The organism is Methanolapillus ohkumae, from assembly GCF_032594355.1.
GTDB lineage: Archaea > Halobacteriota > Methanosarcinia > Methanosarcinales > Methanosarcinaceae > Methanolapillus > Methanolapillus ohkumae.
This window is the reverse complement of record NZ_CP131061.1, coordinates 1,531,472-1,557,142: the sequence shown is the minus strand read 5'-3', so window position 1 is coordinate 1,557,142 and position 25,671 is coordinate 1,531,472. Positions and strand designations below refer to the sequence as shown.

At 41.3% G+C, this 25,671-nt stretch carries 19 protein-coding genes, 2 tRNA genes and 4 pseudogenes; 20 read left to right on the top strand and 5 right to left on the bottom strand.

The features are described from left to right. Positions 1-353 precede the first annotated feature (353 nt). The 3 genes from MsAm2_RS06800 (at position 354) to MsAm2_RS06790 (ending at position 2,042) form a co-directional block, all read left to right on the top strand. Positions 354-665: a transcription factor S gene (locus MsAm2_RS06800; RefSeq protein WP_338097497.1), complete on the top strand. Its 312-nt coding sequence runs from the start codon at positions 354-356 to the stop codon at positions 663-665. Between the two features lie 50 nt (positions 666-715). Next, positions 716-979 carry a zinc ribbon domain-containing protein gene (locus tag MsAm2_RS06795; protein WP_338097496.1) on the top strand — a complete coding sequence of 88 codons (264 nt, stop codon included), beginning with the start codon at positions 716-718 and terminating at the stop codon, positions 977-979. A 325-nt stretch (positions 980-1,304) separates the two neighbouring features. Then, the gene (locus MsAm2_RS06790) at positions 1,305-2,042 is read left to right on the top strand and encodes a DNA polymerase sliding clamp (protein WP_338097495.1); all 738 of its coding nucleotides are present in this window, start codon (positions 1,305-1,307) and stop codon (positions 2,040-2,042) included. 198 nt (positions 2,043-2,240) lie between these two features. On the opposite strand, the gene MsAm2_RS06785 is transcribed toward MsAm2_RS06790, so the two are convergent. Beyond that, positions 2,241-2,582, bottom strand: coding sequence for a hypothetical protein (locus MsAm2_RS06785; protein ID WP_338097494.1), 342 nt, complete (start codon positions 2,580-2,582; stop codon positions 2,241-2,243). An 896-nt stretch (positions 2,583-3,478) separates the two neighbouring features. Here MsAm2_RS06785 and MsAm2_RS06780 point away from each other — a divergent pair. From MsAm2_RS06780 to MsAm2_RS06705, 16 genes and pseudogenes are all read left to right on the top strand, one after another. After that, positions 3,479-4,117: a methyltransferase cognate corrinoid protein gene (locus MsAm2_RS06780; RefSeq protein ID WP_338097493.1), complete on the top strand. Its 639-nt coding sequence runs from the start codon at positions 3,479-3,481 to the stop codon at positions 4,115-4,117. Positions 4,118-4,128: 11 nt separating this feature from the next. Next, positions 4,129-5,535, top strand: a pseudogene (mtbB, locus tag MsAm2_RS06775) ([dimethylamine--corrinoid protein] Co-methyltransferase). 450 nt (positions 5,536-5,985) lie between these two features. Continuing rightward, positions 5,986-7,473, top strand: a pseudogene (mttB, locus tag MsAm2_RS06770) ([trimethylamine--corrinoid protein] Co-methyltransferase). A gap of 171 nt (positions 7,474-7,644) precedes the next feature. Next, the gene (locus MsAm2_RS06765) at positions 7,645-8,298 is read left to right on the top strand and encodes a methyltransferase cognate corrinoid protein (protein WP_338097492.1); all 654 of its coding nucleotides are present in this window, start codon (positions 7,645-7,647) and stop codon (positions 8,296-8,298) included. 186 nt (positions 8,299-8,484) lie between these two features. Then, positions 8,485-10,572 carry a hydantoinase/oxoprolinase N-terminal domain-containing protein gene (locus MsAm2_RS06760; protein ID WP_338097491.1) on the top strand — a complete coding sequence of 696 codons (2,088 nt, stop codon included), beginning with the start codon at positions 8,485-8,487 and terminating at the stop codon, positions 10,570-10,572. A gap of 267 nt (positions 10,573-10,839) precedes the next feature. Continuing rightward, a complete protein-coding gene (locus MsAm2_RS06755) occupies positions 10,840-11,943 on the top strand; it encodes an RNA-guided pseudouridylation complex pseudouridine synthase subunit Cbf5 (RefSeq protein ID WP_338097490.1) in 1,104 nt (367 codons plus the stop codon). Positions 11,944-12,103: 160 nt separating this feature from the next. Then, positions 12,104-12,186, top strand: a tRNA-Ser gene (locus MsAm2_RS06750). A gap of 1,132 nt (positions 12,187-13,318) precedes the next feature. Further along, positions 13,319-13,918, top strand: a complete 600-nt coding sequence (locus MsAm2_RS06745) for a methyltransferase family protein (RefSeq protein ID WP_338097489.1) — start codon at positions 13,319-13,321, stop codon at positions 13,916-13,918. Positions 13,919-14,408: 490 nt separating this feature from the next. Further along, positions 14,409-14,849 (top strand): annotated as a pseudogene (locus MsAm2_RS06740) (30S ribosomal protein S13); the annotation flags it as partial. An 11-nt stretch (positions 14,850-14,860) separates the two neighbouring features. Then, positions 14,861-15,496: pseudogene (locus MsAm2_RS06735) on the top strand (30S ribosomal protein S4); the annotation flags it as partial. 158 nt (positions 15,497-15,654) lie between these two features. Beyond that, the gene (locus MsAm2_RS06730) at positions 15,655-16,038 is read left to right on the top strand and encodes a 30S ribosomal protein S11 (RefSeq protein WP_338097488.1); all 384 of its coding nucleotides are present in this window, start codon (positions 15,655-15,657) and stop codon (positions 16,036-16,038) included. A 202-nt stretch (positions 16,039-16,240) separates the two neighbouring features. Then, positions 16,241-17,038, top strand: coding sequence for a DNA-directed RNA polymerase subunit D (locus MsAm2_RS06725; protein ID WP_338097487.1), 798 nt, complete (start codon positions 16,241-16,243; stop codon positions 17,036-17,038). Positions 17,039-17,227: 189 nt separating this feature from the next. Then, positions 17,228-17,311: transfer RNA gene (locus MsAm2_RS06720), tRNA-Leu, on the top strand. A 489-nt stretch (positions 17,312-17,800) separates the two neighbouring features. Continuing rightward, complete coding sequence (cgi121, locus tag MsAm2_RS06715) at positions 17,801-18,328, top strand: KEOPS complex subunit Cgi121 (RefSeq protein ID WP_338097486.1); 528 nt, start codon at positions 17,801-17,803, stop codon at positions 18,326-18,328. Between the two features lie 159 nt (positions 18,329-18,487). Next, a complete protein-coding gene (gene glpX, locus MsAm2_RS06710; protein WP_338097485.1) occupies positions 18,488-19,570 on the top strand; it encodes a class II fructose-bisphosphatase in 1,083 nt (360 codons plus the stop codon). 52 nt (positions 19,571-19,622) lie between these two features. Continuing rightward, positions 19,623-21,053, top strand: a complete 1,431-nt coding sequence (locus MsAm2_RS06705) for a tRNA (N(6)-L-threonylcarbamoyladenosine(37)-C(2))-methylthiotransferase (RefSeq protein ID WP_338097484.1) — start codon at positions 19,623-19,625, stop codon at positions 21,051-21,053. A 90-nt stretch (positions 21,054-21,143) separates the two neighbouring features. Here the strand turns inward: MsAm2_RS06705 and purN are convergent, their stop codons facing one another. After that, positions 21,144-21,752 (bottom strand): phosphoribosylglycinamide formyltransferase, encoded by a 609-nt coding sequence (gene purN, locus MsAm2_RS06700; protein WP_338097483.1) that lies wholly within the window; start codon positions 21,750-21,752, stop codon positions 21,144-21,146. Between the two features lie 427 nt (positions 21,753-22,179). Beyond that, positions 22,180-23,058, bottom strand: a complete 879-nt coding sequence (locus tag MsAm2_RS06695) for an IS30 family transposase (RefSeq protein ID WP_420846959.1) — start codon at positions 23,056-23,058, stop codon at positions 22,180-22,182. A gap of 495 nt (positions 23,059-23,553) precedes the next feature. On the opposite strand from MsAm2_RS06695, the gene MsAm2_RS06690 reads away from it, so the two are divergent. Next, complete coding sequence (locus MsAm2_RS06690) at positions 23,554-24,825, top strand: class I SAM-dependent methyltransferase (RefSeq protein ID WP_338097482.1); 1,272 nt, start codon at positions 23,554-23,556, stop codon at positions 24,823-24,825. Positions 24,826-24,851: 26 nt separating this feature from the next. On the opposite strand, the gene MsAm2_RS06685 is transcribed toward MsAm2_RS06690, so the two are convergent. Together MsAm2_RS06685 and MsAm2_RS06680 are read right to left on the bottom strand one after the other, a co-directional pair. Then, positions 24,852-25,184, bottom strand: a complete 333-nt coding sequence (locus MsAm2_RS06685; protein WP_338097481.1) for a DUF3467 domain-containing protein — start codon at positions 25,182-25,184, stop codon at positions 24,852-24,854. Positions 25,185-25,199: 15 nt separating this feature from the next. Further along, complete coding sequence (locus MsAm2_RS06680) at positions 25,200-25,649, bottom strand: winged helix-turn-helix domain-containing protein (RefSeq protein ID WP_338097480.1); 450 nt, start codon at positions 25,647-25,649, stop codon at positions 25,200-25,202. Positions 25,650-25,671: the final 22 nt, after the last annotated feature.

Genomic DNA, 25,671 nt, shown 5'->3' with positions numbered 1-25,671 from the left:
ATTTGAAAATAAATACAAAAAAAGTTGTAATAAAATGATTTGAAATCAATCGGATGGAAAAACTCTATTCTTTAATAAAACCATTTCGTTTATTTTTGCATATTTGAGTTTATTTTTGTTTATTTTTTGGAACCGCACTTTTTTCCTTTTTTTTCAATATTTGTCGTCGATGAATAGAAATAGTTAAATGTATGGGATGCATTCTTGAAATTCCTTCATTTTATCGGAACTGATTTTTATTTTGACCGTTGAAGTCGTATTTTATTTTCTCATTGGTTCATCATTTCAATATTCATATCATACCATATTCATTATCAATTCCCTATTTCAACATTATAAGAAAGTGACCTCATATGCAATTTTGTCCGAAATGTAAAAGTATGATGCTTCCCGCGAACGGAACGTACAAATGTAAAAAATGCGGATGTACCGCGGAGATGGACCAATCGTCCAACACGACCTTTAAATCCGAAATTAAAGAGCGGGAAGTTGTTGTTTTGGAGGGCGACATTCAAGAAGGTCTTCCGACGACGGATGTTATGTGCCCGGAATGCAAAAACAGAACTGCTTACTGGTGGCTGCGCCAATTGCGTTCTGCCGACGAGTCCGAAACCCGTTTTTTCAAGTGTACAAAGTGCGCTTTTACCTGGCGGGAATACGATTAATTGAACAATAAAGAGTCCTGCAAAAAATAAAAAACAACAGGGGAATCCAAATGAGCGAAAATAATTGTCAGAGCTGCGGCATGCCGATGGGAGATACGGATGAAATGTACGGTAAAAATGCAGACGGAAGCAAGAGCAAAGATTATTGTGCGTATTGCTTTGAAGACGGAAAATTTACAGCCGACGTTTCCATGGCCGACATGATTGAAATTTGTGTGCCGCACATGGTTACCTTCAACCCCGATATGACGGCAGACGCCGCCCGAAAAATGATGCAGGAATATTATCCTCATCTGAAGCGCTGGAAAAAATAATGGATTTATTTCTCTTTTTTCTTTTTTTGGCGCCATCGCGTGCGTTATGGCAGCAAGTTTTTTAAAATTTCAAAAAGCCGGCATCCGGCATTTAAAAATAATTTATTTTATTTTATTTTTTCATTATTCCTTTTTTTGTCACCGTTCTTGTCTTCTTAAATTTTTTGGAATTTTCAAAATATTAAATATTATATATCTGAACTCTTTTATATCATCAGATTTTTACGAAAATCATTTTATTTCAAATCGTCCTTTATAATTTACATATTGTTTACATTATTTAATTTATAATTTCTATATTTTCTGATGTTTCAGGAGTGATTTCATGTTTAAAGCTTCTATTGATATTGATCTTCTTCGGGATTCCATTGCAGCGTTGTCCGTTATTGTGGATGAGATTCGTTTGAAAGTCTCACCGGCCGGCCTTTCCGTGAAAGCCGTCGACGCCGCGAACGTTGCCATGGTTATTTTTGATTTAAAAGCGTCTGCTTTTGACAAATTCGATGCCAAAGATACCGAGCTTGGTTTGGATTTGGTCAAACTCAACGATATCTTGGGAATTGTGGAAAAGAAGACATTGGTTGACATGGAATTGGACACCGCTGCCCAAAAGCTTCATCTCAATTTCGGCGGCCTTTCCTACACGCTTTCGCTCCTGGACCCGTCCACGATTCGTTCCGAACCGCGTGTTCCGCAGCTGGATCTTCCGGCCCGGGTCGTTTTAAATGGACAAGACCTCAAACGCGCCGTCAAAGCGGCTGAAAAAATCAGCGATCACATGACTCTCGGTGTTTCCGGAAATGTGTTTTTCATGGAAGCCAAGGGCGATACCGACCAAGTCCGCCTGGAAATGGACGCCAACCAATTGATTGATTTAAAATCTGGAGAAGCCAACTCACTCTTTTCGTTGGACTATCTTTTGGATATCATCAAACCGGCCGGAAAAGCAAGTGAAGTGTCGCTTTCCATCGGCTGCGATTTCCCGATTTTGATCCAATTCGATATTGCGCCGGCGGTTTGCCATGTGACGTTTTTGCTTGCGCCGAGAATCGAATCGGACTAAATTCTTTAAAAAATCACAAAAAGTAAAAATAAGAAACCCTACTCGGTTTCCTATTTTCTTTTTATTTATTTTTTGTTTTTTTATTTTTTGTTTTTTTATTTTTTGGTTTTTTTATTTTTTATTTTTTATTTAATTTCATTTCGGATGGTTCGTTTTTTCATTTTATGTCTTGTTGTTTTTCTTTTTTTCAACCCGAATTTATTTTCCGAAAAGATGCAGGCTGCTCATGTAGGAATCAATGTCGGAAAAATAGTAAATGATGGTCATGGACACAACAGTCAGCATGAATGTTAAAATCATGAAAGCAGAAATCGAAAATTTAAAACCGAACACATTCACAACGTAATATTTGTTTTTGTATTGGTTTTTGGTAATTCTTCCGGCATAGGTTCCGATAATGGTAGAGACAACCGTTCCGACGAAAAATGTACTGACAAGTCCGCCGATTAGAGTATAAACGGAACGAAATTCCGAAAAATAGTAGGACAAAAACTGCAAAAAAGCCATTCCGACAATGAAAAGAGCAATTTTGAGCTGCATGGATTTAAATGGTTTCACAAGAGGTTATGATTTTTCTTTGTATAAAATTCTAATCATTTTTATATAATTCAATTTATTTGTGCGATAATTTCCGGCTCTACTATCTGTATTTTTATTCCAAAATCCTTGTTTTATCCTCCAATTGTCATTTCAATTTATCATTTTCGTTTTTTACAATCCTGTTTTTTTGAGTTTTTCGCCGATTCCGACCGTCTATTTGTATGGATTAATCTTGATGATAGTTTTAATTTTTTTTCAAAAATCTTTTTCTGATTTTTATTTTTCATATTTCTTCATTTTTTTCTTCTTTTTTCACATTATTTTATATTTTTTCTTTTTTTCTCTTTTTTTCACATTTTTTTATATTTCTTCTTTTTTTCTCTTTTTTTCACATTTTTTTATATTTCTTCTTTTTTTCTCTTTTTTATTCAGATTATTTTTGAATTAATCAATCTAATTTGTTTATGTTTTAATTTTATTTTTCATTTTCTGTTTTCGATGCCATTTGATTTTTTATTTTTTGTCTTCTTTATCGGTTTTGATGTATATTTTCCCTCTCTTGATTTTCATTCCATATTGAAATCTTGTCGGACTTTGATTTAATAACGAGCTATAATCTTGTAATCTATCTTGAAACTTGTTGGTTCATGATTTATTTTTCTTGAAGATGAAAATAAAAAACGGTTATGCTATATATTTTTCATACCTTATGGATGCCCGTACAATTATTTTTTCAGAGGTTTTTTGTTGTACAAGGGGGGATGCGAAAGTCGTTTTTGCATCTAAAAAACCACTTTCTATGGTGAAATGAATATTCCTGACAAATTGATTCCAAGAATCAAAAAAAACAATTTTTGGATTATTCGTTCATATAACATATTTACGGAGGTAAATAAATGGACAAACAACAAATTTTAAAAGACTTATCTGACGCCATGGTTACCTGTAAAAAGGACAACATTATGGCCGCCGTCGAAAAAGCAAAAGCCGCAGGCATGCCCAGCGAAGAAATCATTGACGGTCTTTCCGCAGGCATGACCGCTGTCGGTGACCAATTTGAACGTGGAAAATTATTCCTTCCGCACGTCATGATGGCCGCAACCGGCATGCAAGCAGCCGTTGACTCTCTTAACCTCGGGAAAACCGGCGGTGCCGCAACTGTCAAGAAAGTCATTATCAACGGAACCGTCGAAGGAGACGTTCACGACATTGGAAAATCCATCGTGTCTACCATGCTTCAATCATCCGGGTTCGAAGTTCACGACCTTGGTCGCGACGTTCCGATCAGCAAATTCATCGAAGCCGTGAAAGAATACAACGCTGACATGGTCGGCTTGTCCGCTTTGATGACCACAACCTTAAACGGTCAAAAAGATGTCATTGAGCTCCTCAAAGCCAACGGCCTCCGCGACAAAGTGAAAGTCATGGTTGGCGGCGCACCCGCAACAACCGCATGGGCCAAAAAGATTGGCGCCGACTGCTATGCTGAAAACGCCAGCGAAGCCGTCGCACAAGCAAAAGCCCTTTTACTCTAAGGTGATTCCAAATGGCAACAGAATATGCATTAAGAATGGGTGACGGCAGCAGAGTCTTCATGACCAAAGACAAAATCAAAGAAGACATCCTCGCCGGTGCCGGAAACGCAGTTGACTACGGAGAGGTCCCGGACCTGACCGCCAACGAAGTCGAAAAATTGATTGAAATCATCACCATGCCCGGAAAATCCGTCAGTGTCGAATACGGTATGGAAGTCCCGGTCACACACGACATCGGAACCATCCGCCTCGACGGTGACCAGGGCAACAGCGGTGTCGGTATCCCGTCCAGCCGTTTGGTCGGTATCTTGACCCACGAACGCGCCTTTGGTGCCGACACAATGGAACTCGGTCACATTGACTACAGCTACAAGCCGGTCAAGCCGATCGTTTCCCAAGAATGCCAAACCATGGAAATGTGCCAGGCCAACACCACCATCCCTCTTTTCTACGGTGCCATGCCGAACATGGGGCTTTACTACACCCCGGACGGGCCGTTCGAAAATCCGGGAGACTTGATGAAAGCCTTCAAACTCGAAGAAGCCTTTGCCTCCATTGAGCACTCCGCAGAACACCTCTCCCGCGACATTGTCTGGATTATGCAAAAACTCTGGGCAAGCGGCGCAGATGGAGTCAACCTCGACACAACCGCTGCCGCCGGAGACGGTGACGCATTCGGTACGTTGACCGCGGTCAAAGCACTTCGCCAACAATTCCCCGACATGTACATCGAAGTCGGAATGGCCGGAGAAAGCATCATCGGTATGCACGGCATGCTCGAATTCGAAGGACACAACTTGGCCGGCCTTTGGCCCCAACAACAAGCCCCGATCGTCGAGAAAGCAGGTGCAAGCGTCTTTGGTCCTGTCGTGAACACCAACACCAGCAGAACCTTCCCGTGGAACCTCGCCCGCTCCATCACCTTCATCAAAGAAGCCGCCAAAGTTTCCAAACTCCCGGTCCACGTCGACATGGGAATGGGTGTCGGCGGTATCCCGATGCTTGAAACCCCGCCGATTGACGCCGTGACCCGCGCCAGCAAAGCCATGGTCGAAATGGCCGGCGTTGATGGTATATAGATCGGTGTCGGTGACCCGCTCGGTATGCCGATTGCCCACATTATGGCCTCTGGTATGACCGGTATGCGCGCCGGCGGCGACTTGGTTGCCCGTATGGAATTCACCAAAAAGATGAAGATCAAGCAAGCCAAGGAATATGTCGCGAAAAAAGTCGGTGTCGACCCGTACGACTTGTCCGACGAATACGCAATGAGAGAAGTTCGTGAAGAACTCGGAATCGGTGTTATCACATCCATGCCGGGCACCCCAAAAGGAATCCCTGCTAAAATGAACATCGAAAAAGCTCTTGACATCAAGATCAACAGCTGTAACTTCTTCAGAAACCAACTCAAAAAGTAATTCTTGAAAAAGTCTAAATTTAAAATTTAAAAATTTAAAAATTTAATTTGAAAAACGAACCGCCGGAAAAAAATGTCGTATGAAGCAATTCATCGGATTCATTTTTCCGGCGATCCGTTGACAAATTTAAATTGAATCAAAAACAGTTTTTAAAAAAATCCGCCAATAATCAAAATTTTTGGCGTATTTTTCCATTATCTCAAAATGGTTTTTTCAATAATTTTCATAATTATTGTAAAATCATCTCAAAAACAGGTTTTTCAATAATTTTCATAATTATTGCAAAATCATTCAAAAACGGGTTTTTCAATAATTTTCATAATTATTGCAAAATCATCTCAAAAACGGGATTTTCAATAATTTTCATAATTATTGCAAAATCATCTCAAAAACGATTTTTTTCAATTCCATGTTAGTTCTATTTTAATTCATACATAGAGGTTTTAAATTATGTCAAAATGCAATGCATTCGCTGCAACCAAAGTACTCAATGGTGTCGAGTTTGAGCTCTTCACGCCGGACGAATTAAAAGCCATTCATGAAGCAACCATGGACGTTTTGAGCGACCCGGGTATTCAAGTTTCCAACGCTGATGCCAGAATTGCCTTCAAAGAGGCCGGCTGTATCGTTGATGAAGCCACCCAAGTTGTTAAAATTCCGGAATTTGTTGTCCGAAGAGCTCTTCAAACCGCACCGTCCAGATTCACTCTCTGGGCCAGAAACAAAAAATACAACACCGTTCAAGAATGCGGCGGCAAAGTCCACTGGACCTGTTTCGGTACCGGTGTCAAAGTGTGTAACTATGTCGGTCCGGGAAAATACCAAACCGTCGACTCTGTTGAGAAAGACATTGCCGACATCGCCAAGCTTTGTGACTGGGCTGAAAACATTGACTACTTCTCCTTGCCGGTTTCCGCCAGAGACTGGGCCGGAAAAGGCGCGCAAGACGTTCACGAAGTCTTTACCCCACTCACCTCCACCGAGAAACACTACCACGACATTGACCCCGTCGGCGAAAACGTCGAAAAATACTGGGAAATCATCAAAGCCTACTACGGCGGAAATGAAAACGAGGCCCGGAAAAAACCGATTATGTCCTTGTTGGTTTGCCCGACCAGCCCGCTTGAACTCAGCAACAACGCCTGTCAAGTGATCATGAAGGGTGCCCGCTACAACATGCCGGTCAACGTTCTGAGTATGGCCATGTCCGGCGGGTCCGCTCCGGTTTACCTTGCAGGAACCCTTGTGACCCACAATGCCGAAGTTCTCGCCGGAATTGTTTTGGCACAAATCGCAAACCCGGGCGCACCCGTCTTCTACGGCAGCTCCACCACAACCTTTGACTTAAAGAAAGGAACCGCACCGGTCGGATCCCCGGAACTCGGCTTAATCAGTGCCGGTGTGTCCAAACTCGCGAAATTCTACGGTCTTCCGGCCTTCGTCGCCGGTGCATAGACCGACGCGAAAGTTCCGGACGGACAAGCCGGTCACGAGAAAACCATCACCACCATGATGGCGGCTCTCGGCGGCGCCAACAGCATCTACGGAGCAGGTATGCTTGAACTTGGTATGACTTTCTCCATGGAACAACTCATTATCGACAACGATATCATTCAAATGGTGAAAAAAGCGATGGAAGGCATTCCGGTTTCCGAAGAAACCCTGGGTGTCGACCAAATCAAGAAAGTCGGTATCGGCAACAACTTCTTGGCATTGAAAAAGACACGTGAACTTGTGGATCTTCCGTCTTCCCCCAAGCTCATCGACAGAATGATGTTTGGCGACTGGGCGGCTGCAGGCAGCAAGGATATTGCTTCCCGTGCACACGATGTCTATGTCGATGTCATGAAGAACCACGTGGTTCCGCCGGTGGACAAAGACATCTACGCCGCGATGAAGGCACTTGTTGACAAAGCAGACAAAGAATTCAAAATCTGATTTTATCAGATTTTTTATTTTTTCGTTATCCACTGAAAAATTTTTGAATAATATTTCAAATTTAATTTCAATTTAGTATCAAATGTATCAATTTAGTATCAAATTTAATATCTAAATTAAAATTTTATACAATTCAAAAACGGTTTTAATAAACATTAAGAGGTTTTAAATATGGCAAACAGAGATGAAATTATTGCAAAAGCACGAGAATCCATTATGGAATTCGATGGTGAAATGGCAGAAGAAGCAGCACAAGAATCAATCAAAGCCGGCATCAACCCGGTGGATATGATTGAAAACGGCTTTACCGCCGCGATGAACGATGTCGGCGCTCAATTCGAGCAGGGAAAACTCTTCCTTCCGCACGTCTTAGCCGCATCCGAAGCCATGAACGCCGGCATCAAGGTCTTAAAGCCGGAAATGGAAAGAGTGAAAGCCCAATCCAAAAGCCACGGAAAAGTCGTTATCGGAACCATTGAGGGTGACATTCACTCCATTGGAAAAGACATCGTCGCTTCCATGCTTGGAATTGCCGGTTTTGATGTGATTGACCTTGGCCGTGATGTTCCGATTAAGGAATTCGTTGCCAAAGCAAAGGAACACAGCCCGGTTGTTGTTGCGTCTTCTGCCCTGATGACCACCACCATGGTCAACCAAATCCAAATCGAAGAACAACTCAAAGAAGCCGGTATCCGCGGTAATGTCAAAACAATGATCGGCGGAGCCCCATGTACCCAAGACTGGGCCAACAAAATCGGCGCCAATATCTATGGAGAAAGTGCTTCCGATGCGGTTTCAAAAGTTAAAGCCGCAGCAGGCATTTAATCCCGTCTGTTTTTACCTTCCGTTCAAGTAAAAGAAGGAGTCCATTCTTCTTTTACTTTTTTTTAAATTTGTGCGTGATTCTTTACAATCGCTTTGCTGCTTAACATCCTACCGGACATTACTAAATGCTTTTTTTCGGTGCCGTTCTGATCGATTGAATCTAAAAATAAAAGCGAGGAAATTGAAATGACTTATTGTTTAGGAATCGATACGGGTGGAACTTACACAGATGCTGTGATTATGGACGCGAAAGCAAAAACGGTTTTGGAGTCTAAAAAATCGCTGACAACTTACCCGAGCCCGATCGGAGGCATTTCTTCTGTTTTAGACGCGTTGTCACCGGATTTGCTGAAATTGGTGTCATCCGTTTCAGTTTCCACCACGTTGTCGACAAATACGGTTCTTGAAAATACGGGGGATGCCGCCGCCTTAATTCTTGTCGGTGATGAAGTTCTTTTGAAAAATACGGATCTTTCCCTTGAATCTATAAATCATCCGATCCAAAATTATATCATTGTCCGTGGCGGTCACGATGAAAACGGCGATGAAGCAACACCGCTTGATACGAAAGCGGTCCGGGATTTTGTCTTTTCCATGAAGGAAAAAGTGTCAGCTTTTGCGGTTTCTTCTTATTTCAGCGTCCGAAATCCGGCGCATGAACTCCTTATCAAGGAACTGATTACGGATTTGACTCGGGACATAGAGACCGGCCATTCTCATCCGGTGGTCTGCGGACACGAATTGGCACAGTCGTTGGGTGCTTATGAGCGTGGGGTGACCGCCTACCTCAATGCCATGCTGCTTCCGGTGACGCGCCGTTTTGCCGAATCGGTCCTTTCCGAAATGAAGCGCCGGAATCTGTCGGCAGATATTAAAATTCTTAAATGCAACGGCGCAGTTTCCGGAATCTTGGAGGCGATGGAAAAACCGGTTGAATCTATTTTTTCCGGACCGACCGCAAGTCTTCTTGGGGCATCGTTTTTATCCGGCCGGGATACTTGTCTGATGATTGATGTCGGCGGAACCAGCACAGACATTTCCATGATGGAGGGTGGTTTTGCAGACATTTCGGAGTCTGGGGCGACAGTTGGCGGCTGGAAAACAAAGGTGCAGGCGGTTCGGATGGAAACGTCGGCATTGGGCGGAGACAGCCAGATTTGGCTGCATTCGCCTTCCATTTCCGATCTGAATTCTGAAAAAATAAGAATTGGGCCACGTCGCGTTATTCCGCTTTGCCGGGCCGCGGCGCAATTTCCGGAAATGTTGTCTCTTCTCCAAGATCGGCGGTATTTTAATAAACTCCATATGACGGAATACATTCAGCCGGTCCGTTTTTTTATTCGAAGTGGTGCCGAAGTTTCGCTGACGTCCGAAGAACAATTTGTTTATGACCGCATTCAAAACACGCCGACGTCGCTTCATGATATTTTTTGGGGAATGAAATATTTGCCATCCGACGCACTTTCCCGTCTGGTCTCAAAAAAAGCGGTGAACATGATTGGTTTTACACCGACCGATGTTTTACATGTTTTAGGCGAATATGGTGAATTTTGTACGGAAGCATCCATGATCGGCGCCGGCATCCTGGCTTCTTTTTTGGACATGAGTCCGGTTGAATTTTGCCGGCATTTGAAACAGATAATCACTCAAAAGATGGCACTTGAAATTGTTTATTTTTTGGCGGAGAAGGGGATGTCGGATCTGTTCTGCTCCAAATCCTTATTCAATCATTCAACGTCGGGCGTTTTGTCTTTGGAGTTGTATTCATCGACCGCAGATTCCAAAAAATTCATCCGCTCATTCTTGTCATTCCCAAAACCATATGTGAAATTTAAAATCAATGTTCCGATTGTCATGATCGGCGGACCTGTCAAGGCTTTTGTTTCGGAGCTCCATGAACTTCTCGATGCAGAAATTTTAACGCCGGATTTTTTTGAAGTTGGAAACGCGGTTGGATCCCTTGTCGGAAAAGTGTCCAAGCGAATTGAGGTGACGGTTCGGACGGTTCATATCGATTCCAAATATGATTTAAGAACGCAAGGCATTTTGGTACATTATCCGGGCGGCCGGCGTGCTTTTGATTTGAGAGACGCGGCCGTCGAGTTTGCAAAATCAACCGGAAAAGCCCTGATTGAGGAGTACATGCGCCGGGAAAATATTCCCTTGGACAAAGTTGAATTGAAAATGAAAGAAGAGAATGTTTTTATTAGCAAAGGAACGGTTCCGGTTCAGACAACTTTTATTTTTGAAGGATTTGCGAAAAATTTGCTGTAACAATTTACCGACGGTTTTTACCAACTATTTCTATTTCAACGGTTTTTTAATTTTTTCAATAAAACCGGCAGGTCATTTTTTTTTGATTTTTTTTGTGTGTGTTGCGCCGTCGCTGTGCGTTATGGCAATGAATTTTAATTATTTCATCAAAACCGACGGTCGGGTTTTGTTTTTTTTGTTTATTTTTTGTTTATTATTTTTTTGTTTATTTTGTTTATTGTTTTTTCATCGCTATCTTTTTAATTTTGATGCGCCTCTTCTTTTCAAATGGCAAAGCGCGAACTTTTCAGAAATGACTATTTTTTTTCCGATAAAGGAGAAACAGTTTTTTTAGCGGACGCCGTGCCCGGCAAATCTGGAATTTCCGGCATGAGCCCGGCCGAGCGGCCGATTCGGGAATATATTGAAAAAGGCGTGGTTGTCATCAACAAGCCGTCCGGTCCGACCAGCCATGAAATTGCGGCTTTTGTGCGGGACATCTTAGAAGTTAAGGTGGCGGGACATTCGGGGTCTTTGGATCCGGGCGTTACCGGAACGCAGCCGGTCATGATCGGGAAAGCCACGCGGGCGGTTGCCGCGCTTCGCTTGTCCGGAAAAGAATACATTTGCCTCATGAAACTTCATCGTGCGGTCCCGAAAAAAAAGATTGAATCCACTCTTTTGGAATTTACGGGTGGCGTTTATCAAATGCCGCCGGTTCGCTCCGCCGTCAAACGCGCGGTCCGGGTCCGCCATATCTATTATATTGAACCGCTGGAGATTCGCGACACGCTGGTTTTGATGCGGGTTGGCTGCGAGGCCGGAACTTACATCCGAAAATTGTGCCACGATGCCGGCATGGCGCTTGGCGTCGGCGCGCACATGCAGGAACTGGTTCGCTCCAAAGCCGGGCCGTTTACGGATTTTGAATCCGTTTCGCTTTACGCGCTCAAAGACGCCTACGCGCTTTGGAAAGAATCCGGAGATGAATCTGAACTCCGCCGGCTGATTTTGCCGATGGAGTCGGCCTTTGCGCACTTGCCGAAAATTGTGGTGCGCGACACGGCCGTTGACGCGCTTTGTTCGGGTGCGTTTTTGGCGCGCGCGGGAGTTATCAGTTATGAGACGAGTATTCAAAAAGGCGAAATGGCCGCTATTTTTTCACAAAAAGGCGAAATTATCTCCTTGTCCGTTGCCTTGATGTCGCCGGATGAAATCAAAAAGTCCGAAAAAGGATTTATTGCTCGCCCAAAGGCGGTTTTGATGGAAAAAGGAACTTATCCGGCTTTTTGGAAAAATCGGGAAAATAAATCGGTTGAATCCGAAAATGAATTGAAAAATAAATCGAAAAATGAATCCAAAAAAGAATCGAAAAAAAGAGTCCAAAAATAAAATTTGAATCTCCCGGAATCATAATTTTCAATAAAAATCTCAAAAAATCCAACAAAAATATCCCCAAAAATCCGGCAAAAATCCCATAAAATATTAAAAAACACTTGCTCGAAGAACAAAGAATATATACAATAAATCTATTTTATAACTCCTGCTTCATGCCGAGGTAGTCTAGTGGTAGGGCGCAAGCCTGGAAAGCTTGTGGGGCGTAGCCCCTCGGGAGTTCAAGTCTCCCTCTCGGCGCTTTATTTTTACCTTTTTACTTTCTTAACCGGTTTTCCCCTTCTTTATTTTCTTTAATCTTCTTACTTTCTTATCGTCAAAAATGTTTGACAAAAGGTTTTAACAAAAATTCTCGCAAAAATATCCGCAAATATTTTCATGGCATCTTCGCAAGACGCTTTTTGAGATTGTGCCTTGAATTTTATTGTGTGTTTATTTTTTACATTTAGTTCTGTAATTTTACCGGAGTTTTGTTAATTTCTTTTAAGACTTGAATATTCTACTTCTTTTATCTTTTTATGAATCTCTCATCCTTTTCAGTTTTTATTACATTTCTCTAATGATTTGTATATTTTTAATGATTTTTAAGCATAGATTCAACAATCTCAAATATATTTTACTCCGGCTTCCGATCTCTTTTTTTATAAACTATATTTTAAAAATAAAAAAAATATATCTTGTATTATATATATTTTTCTTCTTTTTGGGGATCTCTTATCTTAATTTTTTATTGTTTGGTATGTATGATACAAGTTAACACTCGCCATGTCACAGCACGCCATTTATTGTCAATGGAAATACATATATTCTCAATTTGTTATTTTATAATTATGAATGACATAGATTTGTCTCGGCTGCAGAACTCAGTGATCTATTATATGATCCACAAGGGTTCTTTGGATCGGATTGATGATGCTGATGCATTGACCATCTGCATGATGAAAGACATGTCTAAAAGTTACGCGGCATGATTTTTCAACCATCTCTTAAACACAACGTTTCGATCTGGTTTCCTCTTTTTATCCGTTAATTTTGATTGTAAACCTTTCTTCATTGTTGTAAATTTCCTTTTTGTTGCTGCAAATCTTTCTTCTTCATTTCCCGAAACATTTTTTCAATTTCGTTGTAACTCTTTTTTCACTTTCGTTGTTACTCTTTTTTCACAAAAACATATTTTCCATCTTATTTTCTGCCGGAATATTTTTACGGGACCAAATTTTGGGGGTTTTGAAATTTTATTTCTTTTGAAACGGCATTGAACTTATTCAAAAAAATCATTTCATAAAATTTATATTAATTGAATTATAATTACTGAAAGAGGTGTGCTGTAAGTTTTTGATTGACGAATTTTAAAAAATCGGGTGGTGTTTTCATGAATTCTGTTTTTTCATCGGTTTACAAAAAGATCATTTTTTATTTGTCGGACCGGCATCGGCAAAAATATGCAAAAACTTTTACAATTGCGGTTTTTGCAGGGGAGTCCTTTTTTTATTTCATTTTTCTTCCGCTTTTTTTCCTGACAATTGGAAATTATCTTTTCCCGGAATCTGTTTTTTCTTTTTCCGGCCGCCAGCTTCAAACCCTTATGATTTTATCGGTATTGATTGTTTTTTACGGTTTTCTTCTCATGGGCTGGTCCATACGCGAACTTTGGATTTACGGGGCAGGTTCCCCGGCGGCGGGTGCGCCGCCGCAAAAATTAGTGACATCTGGGCCCTACGCTTTGTCCCGAAATCCGCTGGCGATTGGAAACCTGATTTATTACATCGGGATTTTGTTTTTTGTTTCCGGGTCCGTTGAAATCTGTTTATTTACATTTGTTTTTGCAGGCATCTCCACATATTTTTATCACAAACACATCGAAGAGCCGGTTCTTGAAAAAACGTTTGGAGACGAATACACCGCTTATAAATCCAAAGTTTCCGGGTTTTTACCGTTTGTTGAAAACAAAAGAACCGATTCAAAATTTTAAACATTTTTTTGTGAATTGGTTTTTTTTGGTTTTTTCACGAATTGATTTTTGGTTTTTCTTAAGTTTTTGAAAAATAAAAGAACCCGAAATCTTTGGACCTGAAAAGGTTATATAAGATGAATACCTTGGGACGTGAGCATTTATTGAAAGCCTTTTACTTTTTAACGGGCTGCTTGAAACCGATTAAGTTCTCAAAATCAAATAAATAAGCATTTGAGTTTTGCAGATCATATTCGCAGATTATTAGGGCAATAGTGTTCCTACAATTATCTATAATTCTAGTGTTCACCCCCATCTGCTTTTGAAATTTTTAGGTTTCAGGCTAAAGGAATGCGTTTTTCCAAATGGAGGAAAACATATGGCCAAAAAATCGGAAGAAAATAAAAAGAGTGTCGATAAACCGGTCGATAAGAAAAATGTCGACAAGAATCTCGATAAAAACGTCGACAAAAAGAACGTAAAGGGTCAACCGGTTGAAGAAAAACCGGAAGAAGACGAAATCCGCCACCTTGTTCGTATCATGAACACCGACTTAAAAGGGGCACAGCAAGTTCAATACGCTTTGACGGGTATTGACGGCATCGGTCTTCGCATCTCCAAAATTATCGCAAAAGACGCGGGAATTAATCCCACCGCCATCATCGGTTACTTGTCGGAAGAAGAAGTCGCGAAACTCGACACAGCCATTTCAGGCATCGAAAAGTCCGCTCCGACATGGATGTTAAACCGCCAAAGAGATTTGGTTACCGGTGAAAACAAACACCTTTTGGGTGTCGACATTGAATTGACTTTCAAAGAAGATATCAACACACTCAAAAAAGTGCGCGCTTACAGAGGCCTCCGGCACGAAAGAGGACTCAAAGTCAGAGGACAAAGAACAAAATCCACGGGCAGACGTGGTTCGATCGTCGGTGTCAGAAAGAAGAAGTGAGCGTGAGTTAAATGGTATATCCGGGTAAAAAACACAAAACTTATGAAACTCCGAATCATCCGTGGCAAGAAGCCAGAATGGCCGGAGAAGTTGAATTGATTAAGGCTTATGGCCTTCGTAACAAAAGAGAAGTCTGGAAAGCGGAAAGTTCTCTGAGAAAATACAGGTCTGATGCCATGAACCTTTTGGCACACTTGGCCGCATCCGAAGGGGATTTAAAAGGAAACGCAAAGACGGAAGCCGACCAAATTTTGGGAAGACTTATCCGCTACGGAATCTTAAAACCCGATTCCGAAATCGACGATATCTTGGGACTTAAACCGGAAAACATTTTGGAACGCCGGCTCCAAACCCAAGTTTTAAGACTCGGTCTTGCAAGAACCGTTCTTCAGTCCCGCCAATTTATCACACACGGGCACATTGCCATCAACGGCAGAAGAGCCACAATCCCGAGCATGCTCATTTCCAAAGAAGATGAAATGAACATCGCTTACTACGGCGAATCTCCATTAACCACCGAATCTCACCCCGAGAGACCGGTTCAAATCGCATCGTCCATTGCGGACGGCGTCACACTCCGGACAGCGGCCGAAAACAACAAAAAGGCACGCACTCAAGGAAATGACGGTAAGAAGGGCGGCAGAAAAAGCGGTCCCGGCGGCCGGCCCCCCCGTGGCAATGCTCCGGGCGGCGCACCCCGTGGTAACGCTCCGGGCGGCGCACCCCGTGGTAATGCTCCGGGCGGCGCTCCACGCAGCGGCTCCGGTCCAAAAGGCGGCGCAAGCGGCAACAGGAGGAACTAATTATGGCTGAAATGAAATGGGCAGTTGCTCACATCAAATCCTCATTTAACAACACAATCATCACCATCACCGATTTAACCGGTGCCGAAACCATCGCGAAATCATCCGGTGGCATGATTGTGAAAGCCGCGCGGGATGAGAGTTCACCCTACACGGCAATGCAAATGGCCAACCAATTGGCGGAACAATTAAAAGACAAAGGAATCACCGGTATTCACATCAAAGTCAGAGCACCGGGCGGAAACAAACAAAGAAGTCCGGGACCGGGCGCCCAAGCCACCATCCGTGCGTTTGCGCGTGCAGGCATCCGGATTGGAAGAATTGAAGACGTGACACCGATTCCCCATGATGGAACCCGCCCCAAAGGCGGAAAACACCGCATTTAACGGTTTCATATTTTAAAACAAAATTTCAAAACCGGAAAAATCATTTTTCCGGTCTTTGAAAAATTCGTTTTTTATTTTGATTCTTGAATTTTTTATTGATTATTTCTTATTGATTATTTTAAAATTATTAAAATCAATCATTTCCGTAAAGCCTCAGAATTGTCTTTTTTCAGTTTCATTTCCAAAAACCAAGGTGAGTAAGATGGACATTGATATTATTGAAGTGTCGAAAGGGTCGGCCAAGTTTGTCCTTTCGGGAACAAACGCAGCGTTCGCAAACGGTATCCGAAGAGCGATGATTGCGGATGTTCCGACGCTGGCCATTGAATTTTTGAATTTAAACGACAACACGTCCGTTCTTTATGACGAACAGTTGGCACTCCGCTTGGCGCTTGTTCCGTTGTCAACCGATTCCGAGTATGTCCCGCAAGCGGATTGTACCTGCGGCGGCATCGGATGTCCGGCGTGCGAAGTGACGCTTCGTCTGGACGTTGAAGGTCCGAAAATGGTTTACTCCGGAGATTTCATTGCCGCCGACCCGAAAGTTCGTCCCGCCGATGAAAAAATCCCAATCGTTGACTTAAAAGAAGGGCAGCGAATCATGCTTGAAGCTATCGCACATGTCGGATACGGACGCGACCATGTCCGCTGGCAAGCCGGCGTTGCGTGCGGTTACAAAAACATCCCGATTTTAACGGTGGAAAAATGTGAATCTTGCGGCAACGAAATTTATGAAACGCCGGATGGAATTGTTTATTTGATTGACGGAGAAGCCCGTATTTCCGATGATGATATCTTGAAGTGTGCCAAATGCGGTTTTCAAAAGCGCGTCGGCGATTTAAATGACCCGGCCTCCTTAAAAGTGACATTTGATGAAACTTCCTTTATTTTCACGCTGGAGTCCGATGGTTCTTATTCGTCGTCCGAATTGATTTTAAAGGCAGCCGATGTCATTAAGGAACGCGCGCAAGAATTTGCGGGTATTTTACAGGATTTGTAATTGCCTCATCAACGAAAAACAAAACAAAGCAATTTAAAAATAAATATATTTTTTTGTTTTTTTTTGTTTTTCTTGTTTTCAAAAATGAATGCAAAATCCGCTTTAAACAACATCTTTATATACGATAAATCGTATTTTCAAAGACTATACCGGCAAATGTGTTGGTTTATTTTTTAATATAAAACAAGTGCGGGGGTTGCCCAGCCGGTCAAAGGCGCTAGGTTGAGGGCCTAGTCTCGTAGGAGTTCGTGGGTTCGAATCCCATCCCCCGCATTATATATTTCATAAATAATATCATTTTTTCGTTTTTTTTTATTTTTTTGCTTTCTCTCTTTTCTTTTTTCTCACTTAATTCATTGTTTTTAGCGCCGCCGCGCGTTATGGCAACACATTTTTAAAAAAATGCAATAAAATCCGTAGGGTCGCTTTTTAAGAATGAATAAAATTGGGTTTTTAAATCTATTTTGCAATTTGTTGCAATTGTTTACTATTTTGCGATTTGCTGCCTTTTCCCACACATTTCTTATCAAATTGGTTTTTTTTCCGAGAAATTCAGACACAATATGATTTTTTCAAAACTTTCGAGCGTATTTGTCCGGGTCGGAACAATCATTGTTTTTGTTGTATTTTCGCGACCAAAGGGAGCTGTTCGCGAAGCGAATCTTGGTATTCAGTTGTTCCCCCGCCATTTGAAAAATTCGCGACCAAAGGGAGCGAATTTTTTTGGAAAAATATTTATCTGAATCATTTCTTTTTCTTCTCATGGAACCGGATTTAGATGATGTTTGTTTTGTACTCGGCCGCCTCTCAATCAAAAATTTGAAATCCTTTTTGGATACGCTGAATTCCTATTGTCAGGAATTTAATTTGACGATTCAAGGTTTTGATGAGCGAAAAATCATGGATATGGATCATTTGCTTTTTGCGATTCACCGTGCGAAGGAATCCTTTGCAAACCATACCAATGTCGCCAAGGATCCCGGGCTTGAAATTATGCGGTTTGCGTCCGGACAGCGGCAAATCGACAAATCGTTTTCCATGGGACTTTCCGTTGGCGATAACAAATATGTTTTTGCCATTTTCGGTGATTTATCGGAACCCGATATTGTTAAATCCATGTTTGTCGATGAGTTCCAACTGCGTCGGACAACACTCTCGCCGCTTTCTGAAAAAAAGGCCTATTTGATGGCTCAATTCGGAATCACGAATGAAGAACTCAAAGCGGTCGGCGAAGATAAATTAAAGGATTTAATTATGGAGCGGGTGGCTTTGGTGGATATCACCCGTTAAATATTTTATTTGATAGCGTGTTTTTCAAAAGATTAAATGCTTAAATAATAAGCCTCTCTTTAAATGGAATGATTTTATTTTGACCTATTGTTTATTGATTATTTTGAAATTTTGATATTTTTCGTTTTATTTTGATTTCCCTTCTCTAAGTGATTTGTTATGCCTCACCCTAAAACCGTAGAACAAATGATGAATTCGGCCGGTCCGATTGAACGACATGTGATGCTTTCCCTTCTTCAAATTACGGAAGCGGCAGCCGTTGCCTCTGCTTACCAAATTGGACGCGGAGACCGAAAATATGCCGACCACGTCGCGGTTGAAGCCATGCGGCGCATGCTGAATCAAATTGACATTTGCGGTACTATTAAAATCGGGGAAGGAGAACGTGATGAAGCGCCGATGCTTTTTATCGGAGAAGCGGTCGGAACCGGACAGGGTCCTGAAGTTGAAATCGCCGTCGATCCTTTGGAAGGCACAAATTTGGCAGCCGATGATGTCAACGGATCCATTGCCGTGATGTCGATGGCGGAAAAAGGTGGCATTTTCCATGGACCGGATATTTATTTTGATAAAATTGTCGTCGGTCCGAAAGTAGTTTCCTATGAGAAAAAATCCGGGAAAAAAATTAATATTGACGCCCCCCTCCTTTCAAATTTGGAATTGGTATCGGCCGCTCTTGACAAACCCATTTCCGAATTGACGGTTGTTATTTTGGACCGCGAACGGCACAAAAAACTCATTTCGGAAATTCGGGCGGCGGGCGCACGGGTCCGGCTGGTTCCGGATGGCGACTTGATGCCGGGCGTCATGACTTGTTTTTCCGAGTCGGGCGTGGACATGGTGATGGGAGCCGGCGGTTCGGGAGAAGCCGTTTTAACGGCCAGTGCGGTTAAGTGTCTTGGCGGAAAAATTACAGGACGGCTGGTTCTTCCAAGTGTTGCCAACAACAAATCTCCGGCAGATATTGAGAAAGAACTTGATGAAAAGTTGCCAAGACTTATGAAAATGGGAATTCCGAAAAGCGAAATCGGAAAAATTCGGGAAACAAACGATTTGGTCCCGGGAAAAGATGTGATTTTTTCGGCAACGGCAGTCACCGATGGTCCGTTTATGAACGGAACCCGGCTTTTAAAAGACGGTGACGCATGCATGACCAGCATTTGTATCGGAATCTCGGGAACGGTCCGGGTTATCGAAAGTGTTTATGTTCGGGACAAAGAACAAAAAGCGTTGGCGCTTTAAGTTTTTTCCATTTGAATATTTTCGCTTTATTTTTTTGGCAATTTTGATCATCATGAAGATTTATTTTGAAACATTCGGCTGCTCCGCCAATCAAGCATCGGCCGAGACCATGCTTGGAATTGTCCGGTCCATGGGATTTGAACTCTCCGGCGAAAAGGATGCCGATGTTTATATTTGTAATACGTGTACGGTCAAATACACGACCGAACAGAAAATCCTTCACAAAATCCGCACATTTGGAGAGCTGGGACGCCGGGTGGTTGTTACGGGATGCATGCCGGAGGTCCAGCTGGATTTGATTTTAAATGCCAATCCGGAAGCTTATGTTTTGGGCATCAATTCCATATTGGACCTCTCAAACGTTTTGTCTCAAATCCGGACAGATTTGAGTTTTATTTCTGTTTCCGACTTCGGTTCCGAATCTGTTTCCGATTCCGACTTCAATTCTGTTTCCAATTCTGTTTCCGATTCTCATTCATTATCCGCTTTGAATTCCGGGTCTGGTTCAAAAAATCATTTTCCGTCACCGGTTCGGATTTTTTCCAAAAAACCGGACGGTTTTTTGAATTTACCCAAAGTCCGGTACAATTCCAACATTCATATTTGTCAAATTTCCACCGGCTGTAACTTCGGCTGCTCTTACTGTATTGTCCGCCTTGCCCGCGGAAAATTGATTTCGTTTCCGCCGGAAGAAATCATTTCCGATATTGCAGCTGCGGTTGCCGACGGCTGTTTGGAAATCTGGCTCACCTCTCAGGATGACAGCCAATACGGCATGGATTTTCTCAAAGATTCGCCATACTATGGAATGCGTCTCTCTGATCTTCTTTTGAGGATTGTTCAAATCCCCGGAAATTTTAAAATCCGTGTCGGCATGATGAATCCATTTTCGGTTTTGCCGATTCTTCCCCAGCTCATCGATGCTTTTTCCGACCCGAAAATTTTTAAATTTTTGCATTTGCCGATTCAGTCCGCTTCCGAAAATGTGCTCAAGACCATGAATCGGAATCATAAAATGAGTGATGTCGACCTCATCATCCGGACATTTTCAGACCGGTTCCCGGACCTGACACTTTTTACGGATATCATTACCGGATTTTGCGGGGAGACGGAGGATGATTTTTCAAAGACGGTAGACTGGGTGAAAACATACCGTCCGGACAAAGTCAACATTTCCAAGTATTCGCCCCGCCCCGGAACGAAAGCGTATGATTTGCGAAACTTGGATTCCCGAATCATGGTGGAGCGATCAAAAATTTTGTCGGAAATCACCGACCGGATCAAATTGGAAGATAAAAATAAACGCATCGGCCGGATTGAAAATATTTTCGTGTCCAAATACGGCAAAGAAAGCGGTGTCTTGGCACGGACCGACGATTACAAACCGGTGATTGTCAACAACACCAATTTAAAACCCGGCGACACGGCAAAAGTAAAAATTGTTGACGCGACACCCGGATATTTTATCGGCGAGCTTGTCTGATAAAAGAGAGAAAACCTTTTTCTTGTATTTTTTTAAAAAATACGGGAAATATTGAAAAAAAAGGTCGCGAGGGTGAAATAATTTTGGTTGTTAATCCAAAATCGTCACGTTTCGCCCGTCTATTTTGATTTTGTTTTCTACGAAAAGGTTGACAGCTTCCGGGTATGCTTTATTTTCTTCCACCAATATTCGTGCGGCCAGCGTTTCTTCGGAGTCGCCCGGCAGAACCGGAACGGTTTTTTGAAGGATTACCGGACCCTTGTCAAGCGCCGGTTCCACAAAATGAACCGTGCAGCCGGACACTTTGACGCCATACTCCAAGGCTTGTTTTTGGGCGTGAAGGCCGGGGAAAGCCGGCAAAAGCGACGGGTGAATGTTTAACATTTTGTTTTTATATTCCGAAATGACGCCGTCGCTGAGGATTCGAAGGTAGCCGGCCAAAAGAACGAGGTCGGTTTTGTTTTCCTTTAAAATTTCAAGCAGCCGGTTGTCAAATTCTTGCCGGGACGAAAATGTTTTCGGGTCAATAAAAATTCCGGGAATATGGTGGGTTTTTGCACGAGCCAGGGCATACGCATCCTTTTTATCGCTAATGACGCAGGAAATCTTTGCGTTGCGGATTTGCCCGTTTTCAATCGCATCAATGATGGATTGAAGGTTTGTTCCCCGTCCGGAAACAAGAACTGAAATCTGAATCATAGGCTTTCTTTTAATCTTGGTTTCTATATTAAAATTGCCGTAATAGAAAAAACATGAACTGAATTATGTTTTTGATTTTTAAAACTATACGTTTTTTTGAAATACTTAAAAAAATAAAAACCGCCTCAACTCCACGTTTTTTACATTAAAATATATTTAATTAAATTAAATATATTTAAAAACGTTAGTCCTTTTACTTATTTTGAGGCAATTCTTCGAAATGTCGTCTCTATTCTGTTTTCAGAATAAAAATCAAAAAAAGTAAAGCATAAAAAATGTGAAAAACACAAGAAATATAAAAGAGTTCAAAAAATTAAAAAACATAAATTAAAGCTAATTAAAAATAAAATGTAAAAAAATTAAAAAGTAAAAAGTAAAAAGTAAAAAATTAAAAATAAAATGTAAAAAAAGCAAAACTTATCTTCAATCAAGAAGTGCATAATTTCATGACTTCCAAAGGAGTCATGAAATTTAAACACTTTCTTGGCCTGTTATTCAGCCACTCTTCTAATTCTTTCACTTGTTTTATTGAAATCAATGAAAAATTTGTACTTTTAGGGAATATTCTTCTAATTATCCCGATCGTGTTTTCCACCGTTCCTTTTTCCCAACTGGAATAGGTATGACAGAAATAAGTATCAATATCCAACTCATCCTTCAATCTCATATGAGCAGCATTCTCTGTCCCATTATCGAAAGTGATTGTTTTTCTGAATGCCGGATCCAGTTGTTTTAAAGTAGCAATCGCCTTTTCCATCATTTCATGAGCAGATTTATCATTCAACAAATTAATCCAGGTATATCGCGTAACCCGATCCACAATTACCTGAAGGCATGATTTAGATTTTTGTGACCCCAAAGTGTCAATTTCAAAATCGCCCACTCTGATTCTGAGATTTACAAACTCGGGTCTATCCTCAATTGAAACTCTGTTTGATATCTTTCCTTCATGCTTTTTTGATTCCTTTCCTCTTTTCCTTCTGATTCGATGATGTCTTGGCAGATACTGAATTAATTCTTTCCCGACAGAATAGATGTATCGATAAATTGATTCATAATTGGTCTTGAGATTTGGATAATCCATGGATATTCTTTTAGCAATTTGTTCCGGCGTCCATCGGTTTTTCAATTTTTCATGAACGTACCGGCGAATATATCTATCCTTCAATATTTCCTTCTTTGCAGCATCATACTTTCGTTTTTCGCTTCTTTTATGTGCTTGGAGAGGATTATAGCACACATCATTATGTGGTGGTTGATTCCGCTTTAATTCCCGGGAAACAGTTGATTGTGAACAGCCAATCACGGTTGCAATCTGAGTTTGAGTACATTTCTATGATTTGTACATTCCAATGTCTATTCGTTGTTCTAATTCTAGGTGCGAATATTTTTTATCTTTCAATGTGTTTTGCATCATGGGTGCTTTCCTCTTCTTTTTGTGCAAGAATTAGATAAGTTAAGCACCCACATTATTTTTTCGGAGATTATGCACTTCTCCATTGAATGTGGGAAAATAAAAAGTAAAAAACTAAAAAATAAAATGAAAAAGATAAATAAAATCAAAAAATTCGATCAAATGAAGAAAATACAAAAGAGTTTTTCTTTCAAAAATGAAAATCCGGCAATATTTCAGCCGGATTTGGTTTTTATCTCTTATTTCTTTTTTCATCTCTTTGCTCTTTTGCTCTTTTCATCTCTTTTTTTCAAGAAAACCTCAACCTTAAATATCAAAAACGCATGAAATAAAGCGATTCATGTGACTTTGAAATCTTCAAACCCTTCGGTTCCCACAGTTCCTTCTTTGATTGTTCCTGCTTTTCGGATTCTTCGAAAAGACGGCGAGCCTTGCCGCCGTTTTTTGGATGAAATCGGCATTTTGAATCATTCCGGCCGGCCGTACGCCGATGACATTTTTTTGTATTTTCCGCTCCTGAGATATCCGAATAAATCGGAATTATCTCTTTTTTGCGAGCGTTTTTCGCATTTGGAAAGCATGATATTTGAATGGCCCGCGGAATTAAAAACAACCGACCAACCGGACTTTGGAATCGATTTTGAGACAGATTTGGGAACAGATATGGATATGAATTTTGGGACAGATCTTGAAATGCGTTCGTTAGATCCCGAAATGAAGGAAATCTTTCTCCGATTCATTACCGTCGCCGAATTTCTGCTTCAGGAAAAACAATTGACTGTCCCCGATATTCTGGGTTATTCTGTGGCCTATGAAATGATTGGCGATATTGCGGTCATTGATGACAAAACAGTCATTGAAAACCCGCAATCCATTCTTGGAAATCCTCAAACCGTTCTTGGAAATCCGCAAACTGCTGCCGAAAATCCGCAAACTATCGCTGAAAATTCAAAAACCGTCTCAAAAATCGCATCCGCGATTTTGTCCGCTCACCCCTCCATAAAAACCGTTCTTTTATCCGGAGGCCCGGTGTCCGGCGAATTTCGGGTCCGGGATTTGGAGTTCGTTGCCGGCAATCCCAAAACTTCATCCGTTCACAAAGAATATGGATGCGCTTACAAAATTGATTTGGCGCGTGCTTATTTTACGCCGCGGCTGTCCACCGAACGCTTCCGGATTTTGTCTCAGATTTCCGACGGCGATTTTGTCATCGACATGTTTGCGGGCGTTGGTCCGTACAGCATTTTAATCGCCAAAAACAAAAAAAGCGCAACGGTAGTTTCCAATGATAAAAATGAAGCGGCGGTTGAACTTCTTGCGGAAAATATGAAACTCAACAAAGTCACAAATATCATTCCGCTCAACTTAGATGCTCTTGATTTGGAAAAAGAATATGCCGGATGCGGCGACCATATCCTTATGAATTTACCGCACAACGCATGTGATTTTTTGGACACGGCAGTCGCTTTGGCAAAACCGGGCGGCATCCTTCATTATTATGCGATGACGGAAGAAGATGATCTTTTTGACGGCGAAATTAAAAAGATTCGGGCGGCGGCAAAAAAACAAAATCGGGAGATTCAAGTCATTGAAAAGAAAACAGTCCGCTCGTATGCGCCGCACCAATACAATATCTGTCTGGATGTCCGGATTTTGTAAGATATAAACTTCAAAATATATCAATCTCAAATTATTTTTTTACGAGATACGATGATTTCTCCATTTTCTTTTTCAAATTCCTTTATTTTTTCACTTAGACAATCTGACAAAATTTTAGCGGCTTCAGCTGTTAATATCATCAATCCATCGCTGTGATAAACACATTCATCTTCCGTTTGGAATTTCTCATTAAACAATTCCACTCTAAAATCAACATCTGTTCGATTAACGGAAACATTTGTCGCATAAGTTTTATGAAAGAGGGGAGTTCGAATGATGGAATATTTCTCTGAAATTAACTTGGAGTTTTTTTCAATTATCTTTTTTTTTTGAGATGAAACAGAATTTTCTTGAGTCATGGTTATACCACCGATTTATGCAGATATGAGATGAATGTCATTTGAGCACTTTGTATCGTCTTTGTAATATTGGATTTTTGGGGCTTTACACACCAATTGGTCTATACCAAATTCACTTTCTTCAGTGTAATTGATTTCAACAATATCTTTTTTTAATTTTTTAATTTCATTTTCATCGCTATCTTCATATTTTGAAATAAATAATCCATTTTCGAATACACTTCCCACTAATTTATTGACGACACCGTTGTTGGAAAGTTGGTAATAGTTGGAGTTCCCTTTTCTTTCTTTTACTTCGACAATTCCGTTAAAAATAAGTTCTGGCAATTTTTGGTTGACCGATGTCCGAGATATATTCAAGCAATCGCTGATTTCGGTTTGATTGTAATTAGAAATTGAATTTTGAGATAAAAAATCAATAATTTTTATTTCTATGGTTTTTCCTAAAAAATCTTGCAGTGCCATTTTATCCATTTCCTTTTACAAA

What these genes read in the sequence shown, in the direction of transcription:
- MsAm2_RS06800 (WP_338097497.1), top strand. Translation starts at nt 354, where the DNA reads ATGCAATTTTGTCCGAAATGTAAAAGTATGATGCTTCCCGCGAACGGA.
- MsAm2_RS06795 (WP_338097496.1), top strand. Translation starts at nt 716, where the DNA reads ATGAGCGAAAATAATTGTCAGAGCTGCGGCATGCCGATGGGAGATACG.
- MsAm2_RS06790 (WP_338097495.1), top strand. Translation starts at nt 1,305, where the DNA reads ATGTTTAAAGCTTCTATTGATATTGATCTTCTTCGGGATTCCATTGCA.
- MsAm2_RS06785 (WP_338097494.1), bottom strand. Translation starts at nt 2,582, where the DNA reads ATGCAGCTCAAAATTGCTCTTTTCATTGTCGGAATGGCTTTTTTGCAG.
- MsAm2_RS06780 (WP_338097493.1), top strand. Translation starts at nt 3,479, where the DNA reads ATGGACAAACAACAAATTTTAAAAGACTTATCTGACGCCATGGTTACC.
- MsAm2_RS06765 (WP_338097492.1), top strand. Translation starts at nt 7,645, where the DNA reads ATGGCAAACAGAGATGAAATTATTGCAAAAGCACGAGAATCCATTATG.
- MsAm2_RS06760 (WP_338097491.1), top strand. Translation starts at nt 8,485, where the DNA reads ATGACTTATTGTTTAGGAATCGATACGGGTGGAACTTACACAGATGCT.
- MsAm2_RS06755 (WP_338097490.1), top strand. Translation starts at nt 10,840, where the DNA reads ATGGCAAAGCGCGAACTTTTCAGAAATGACTATTTTTTTTCCGATAAA.
- MsAm2_RS06745 (WP_338097489.1), top strand. Translation starts at nt 13,319, where the DNA reads ATGAATTCTGTTTTTTCATCGGTTTACAAAAAGATCATTTTTTATTTG.
- MsAm2_RS06730 (WP_338097488.1), top strand. Translation starts at nt 15,655, where the DNA reads ATGGCTGAAATGAAATGGGCAGTTGCTCACATCAAATCCTCATTTAAC.
- MsAm2_RS06725 (WP_338097487.1), top strand. Translation starts at nt 16,241, where the DNA reads ATGGACATTGATATTATTGAAGTGTCGAAAGGGTCGGCCAAGTTTGTC.
- cgi121 (WP_338097486.1), top strand. Translation starts at nt 17,801, where the DNA reads ATGGAACCGGATTTAGATGATGTTTGTTTTGTACTCGGCCGCCTCTCA.
- glpX (WP_338097485.1), top strand. Translation starts at nt 18,488, where the DNA reads ATGCCTCACCCTAAAACCGTAGAACAAATGATGAATTCGGCCGGTCCG.
- MsAm2_RS06705 (WP_338097484.1), top strand. Translation starts at nt 19,623, where the DNA reads ATGAAGATTTATTTTGAAACATTCGGCTGCTCCGCCAATCAAGCATCG.
- purN (WP_338097483.1), bottom strand. Translation starts at nt 21,752, where the DNA reads ATGATTCAGATTTCAGTTCTTGTTTCCGGACGGGGAACAAACCTTCAA.
- MsAm2_RS06685 (WP_338097481.1), bottom strand. Translation starts at nt 25,184, where the DNA reads ATGACTCAAGAAAATTCTGTTTCATCTCAAAAAAAAAAGATAATTGAA.
- MsAm2_RS06680 (WP_338097480.1), bottom strand. Translation starts at nt 25,649, where the DNA reads ATGGCACTGCAAGATTTTTTAGGAAAAACCATAGAAATAAAAATTATT.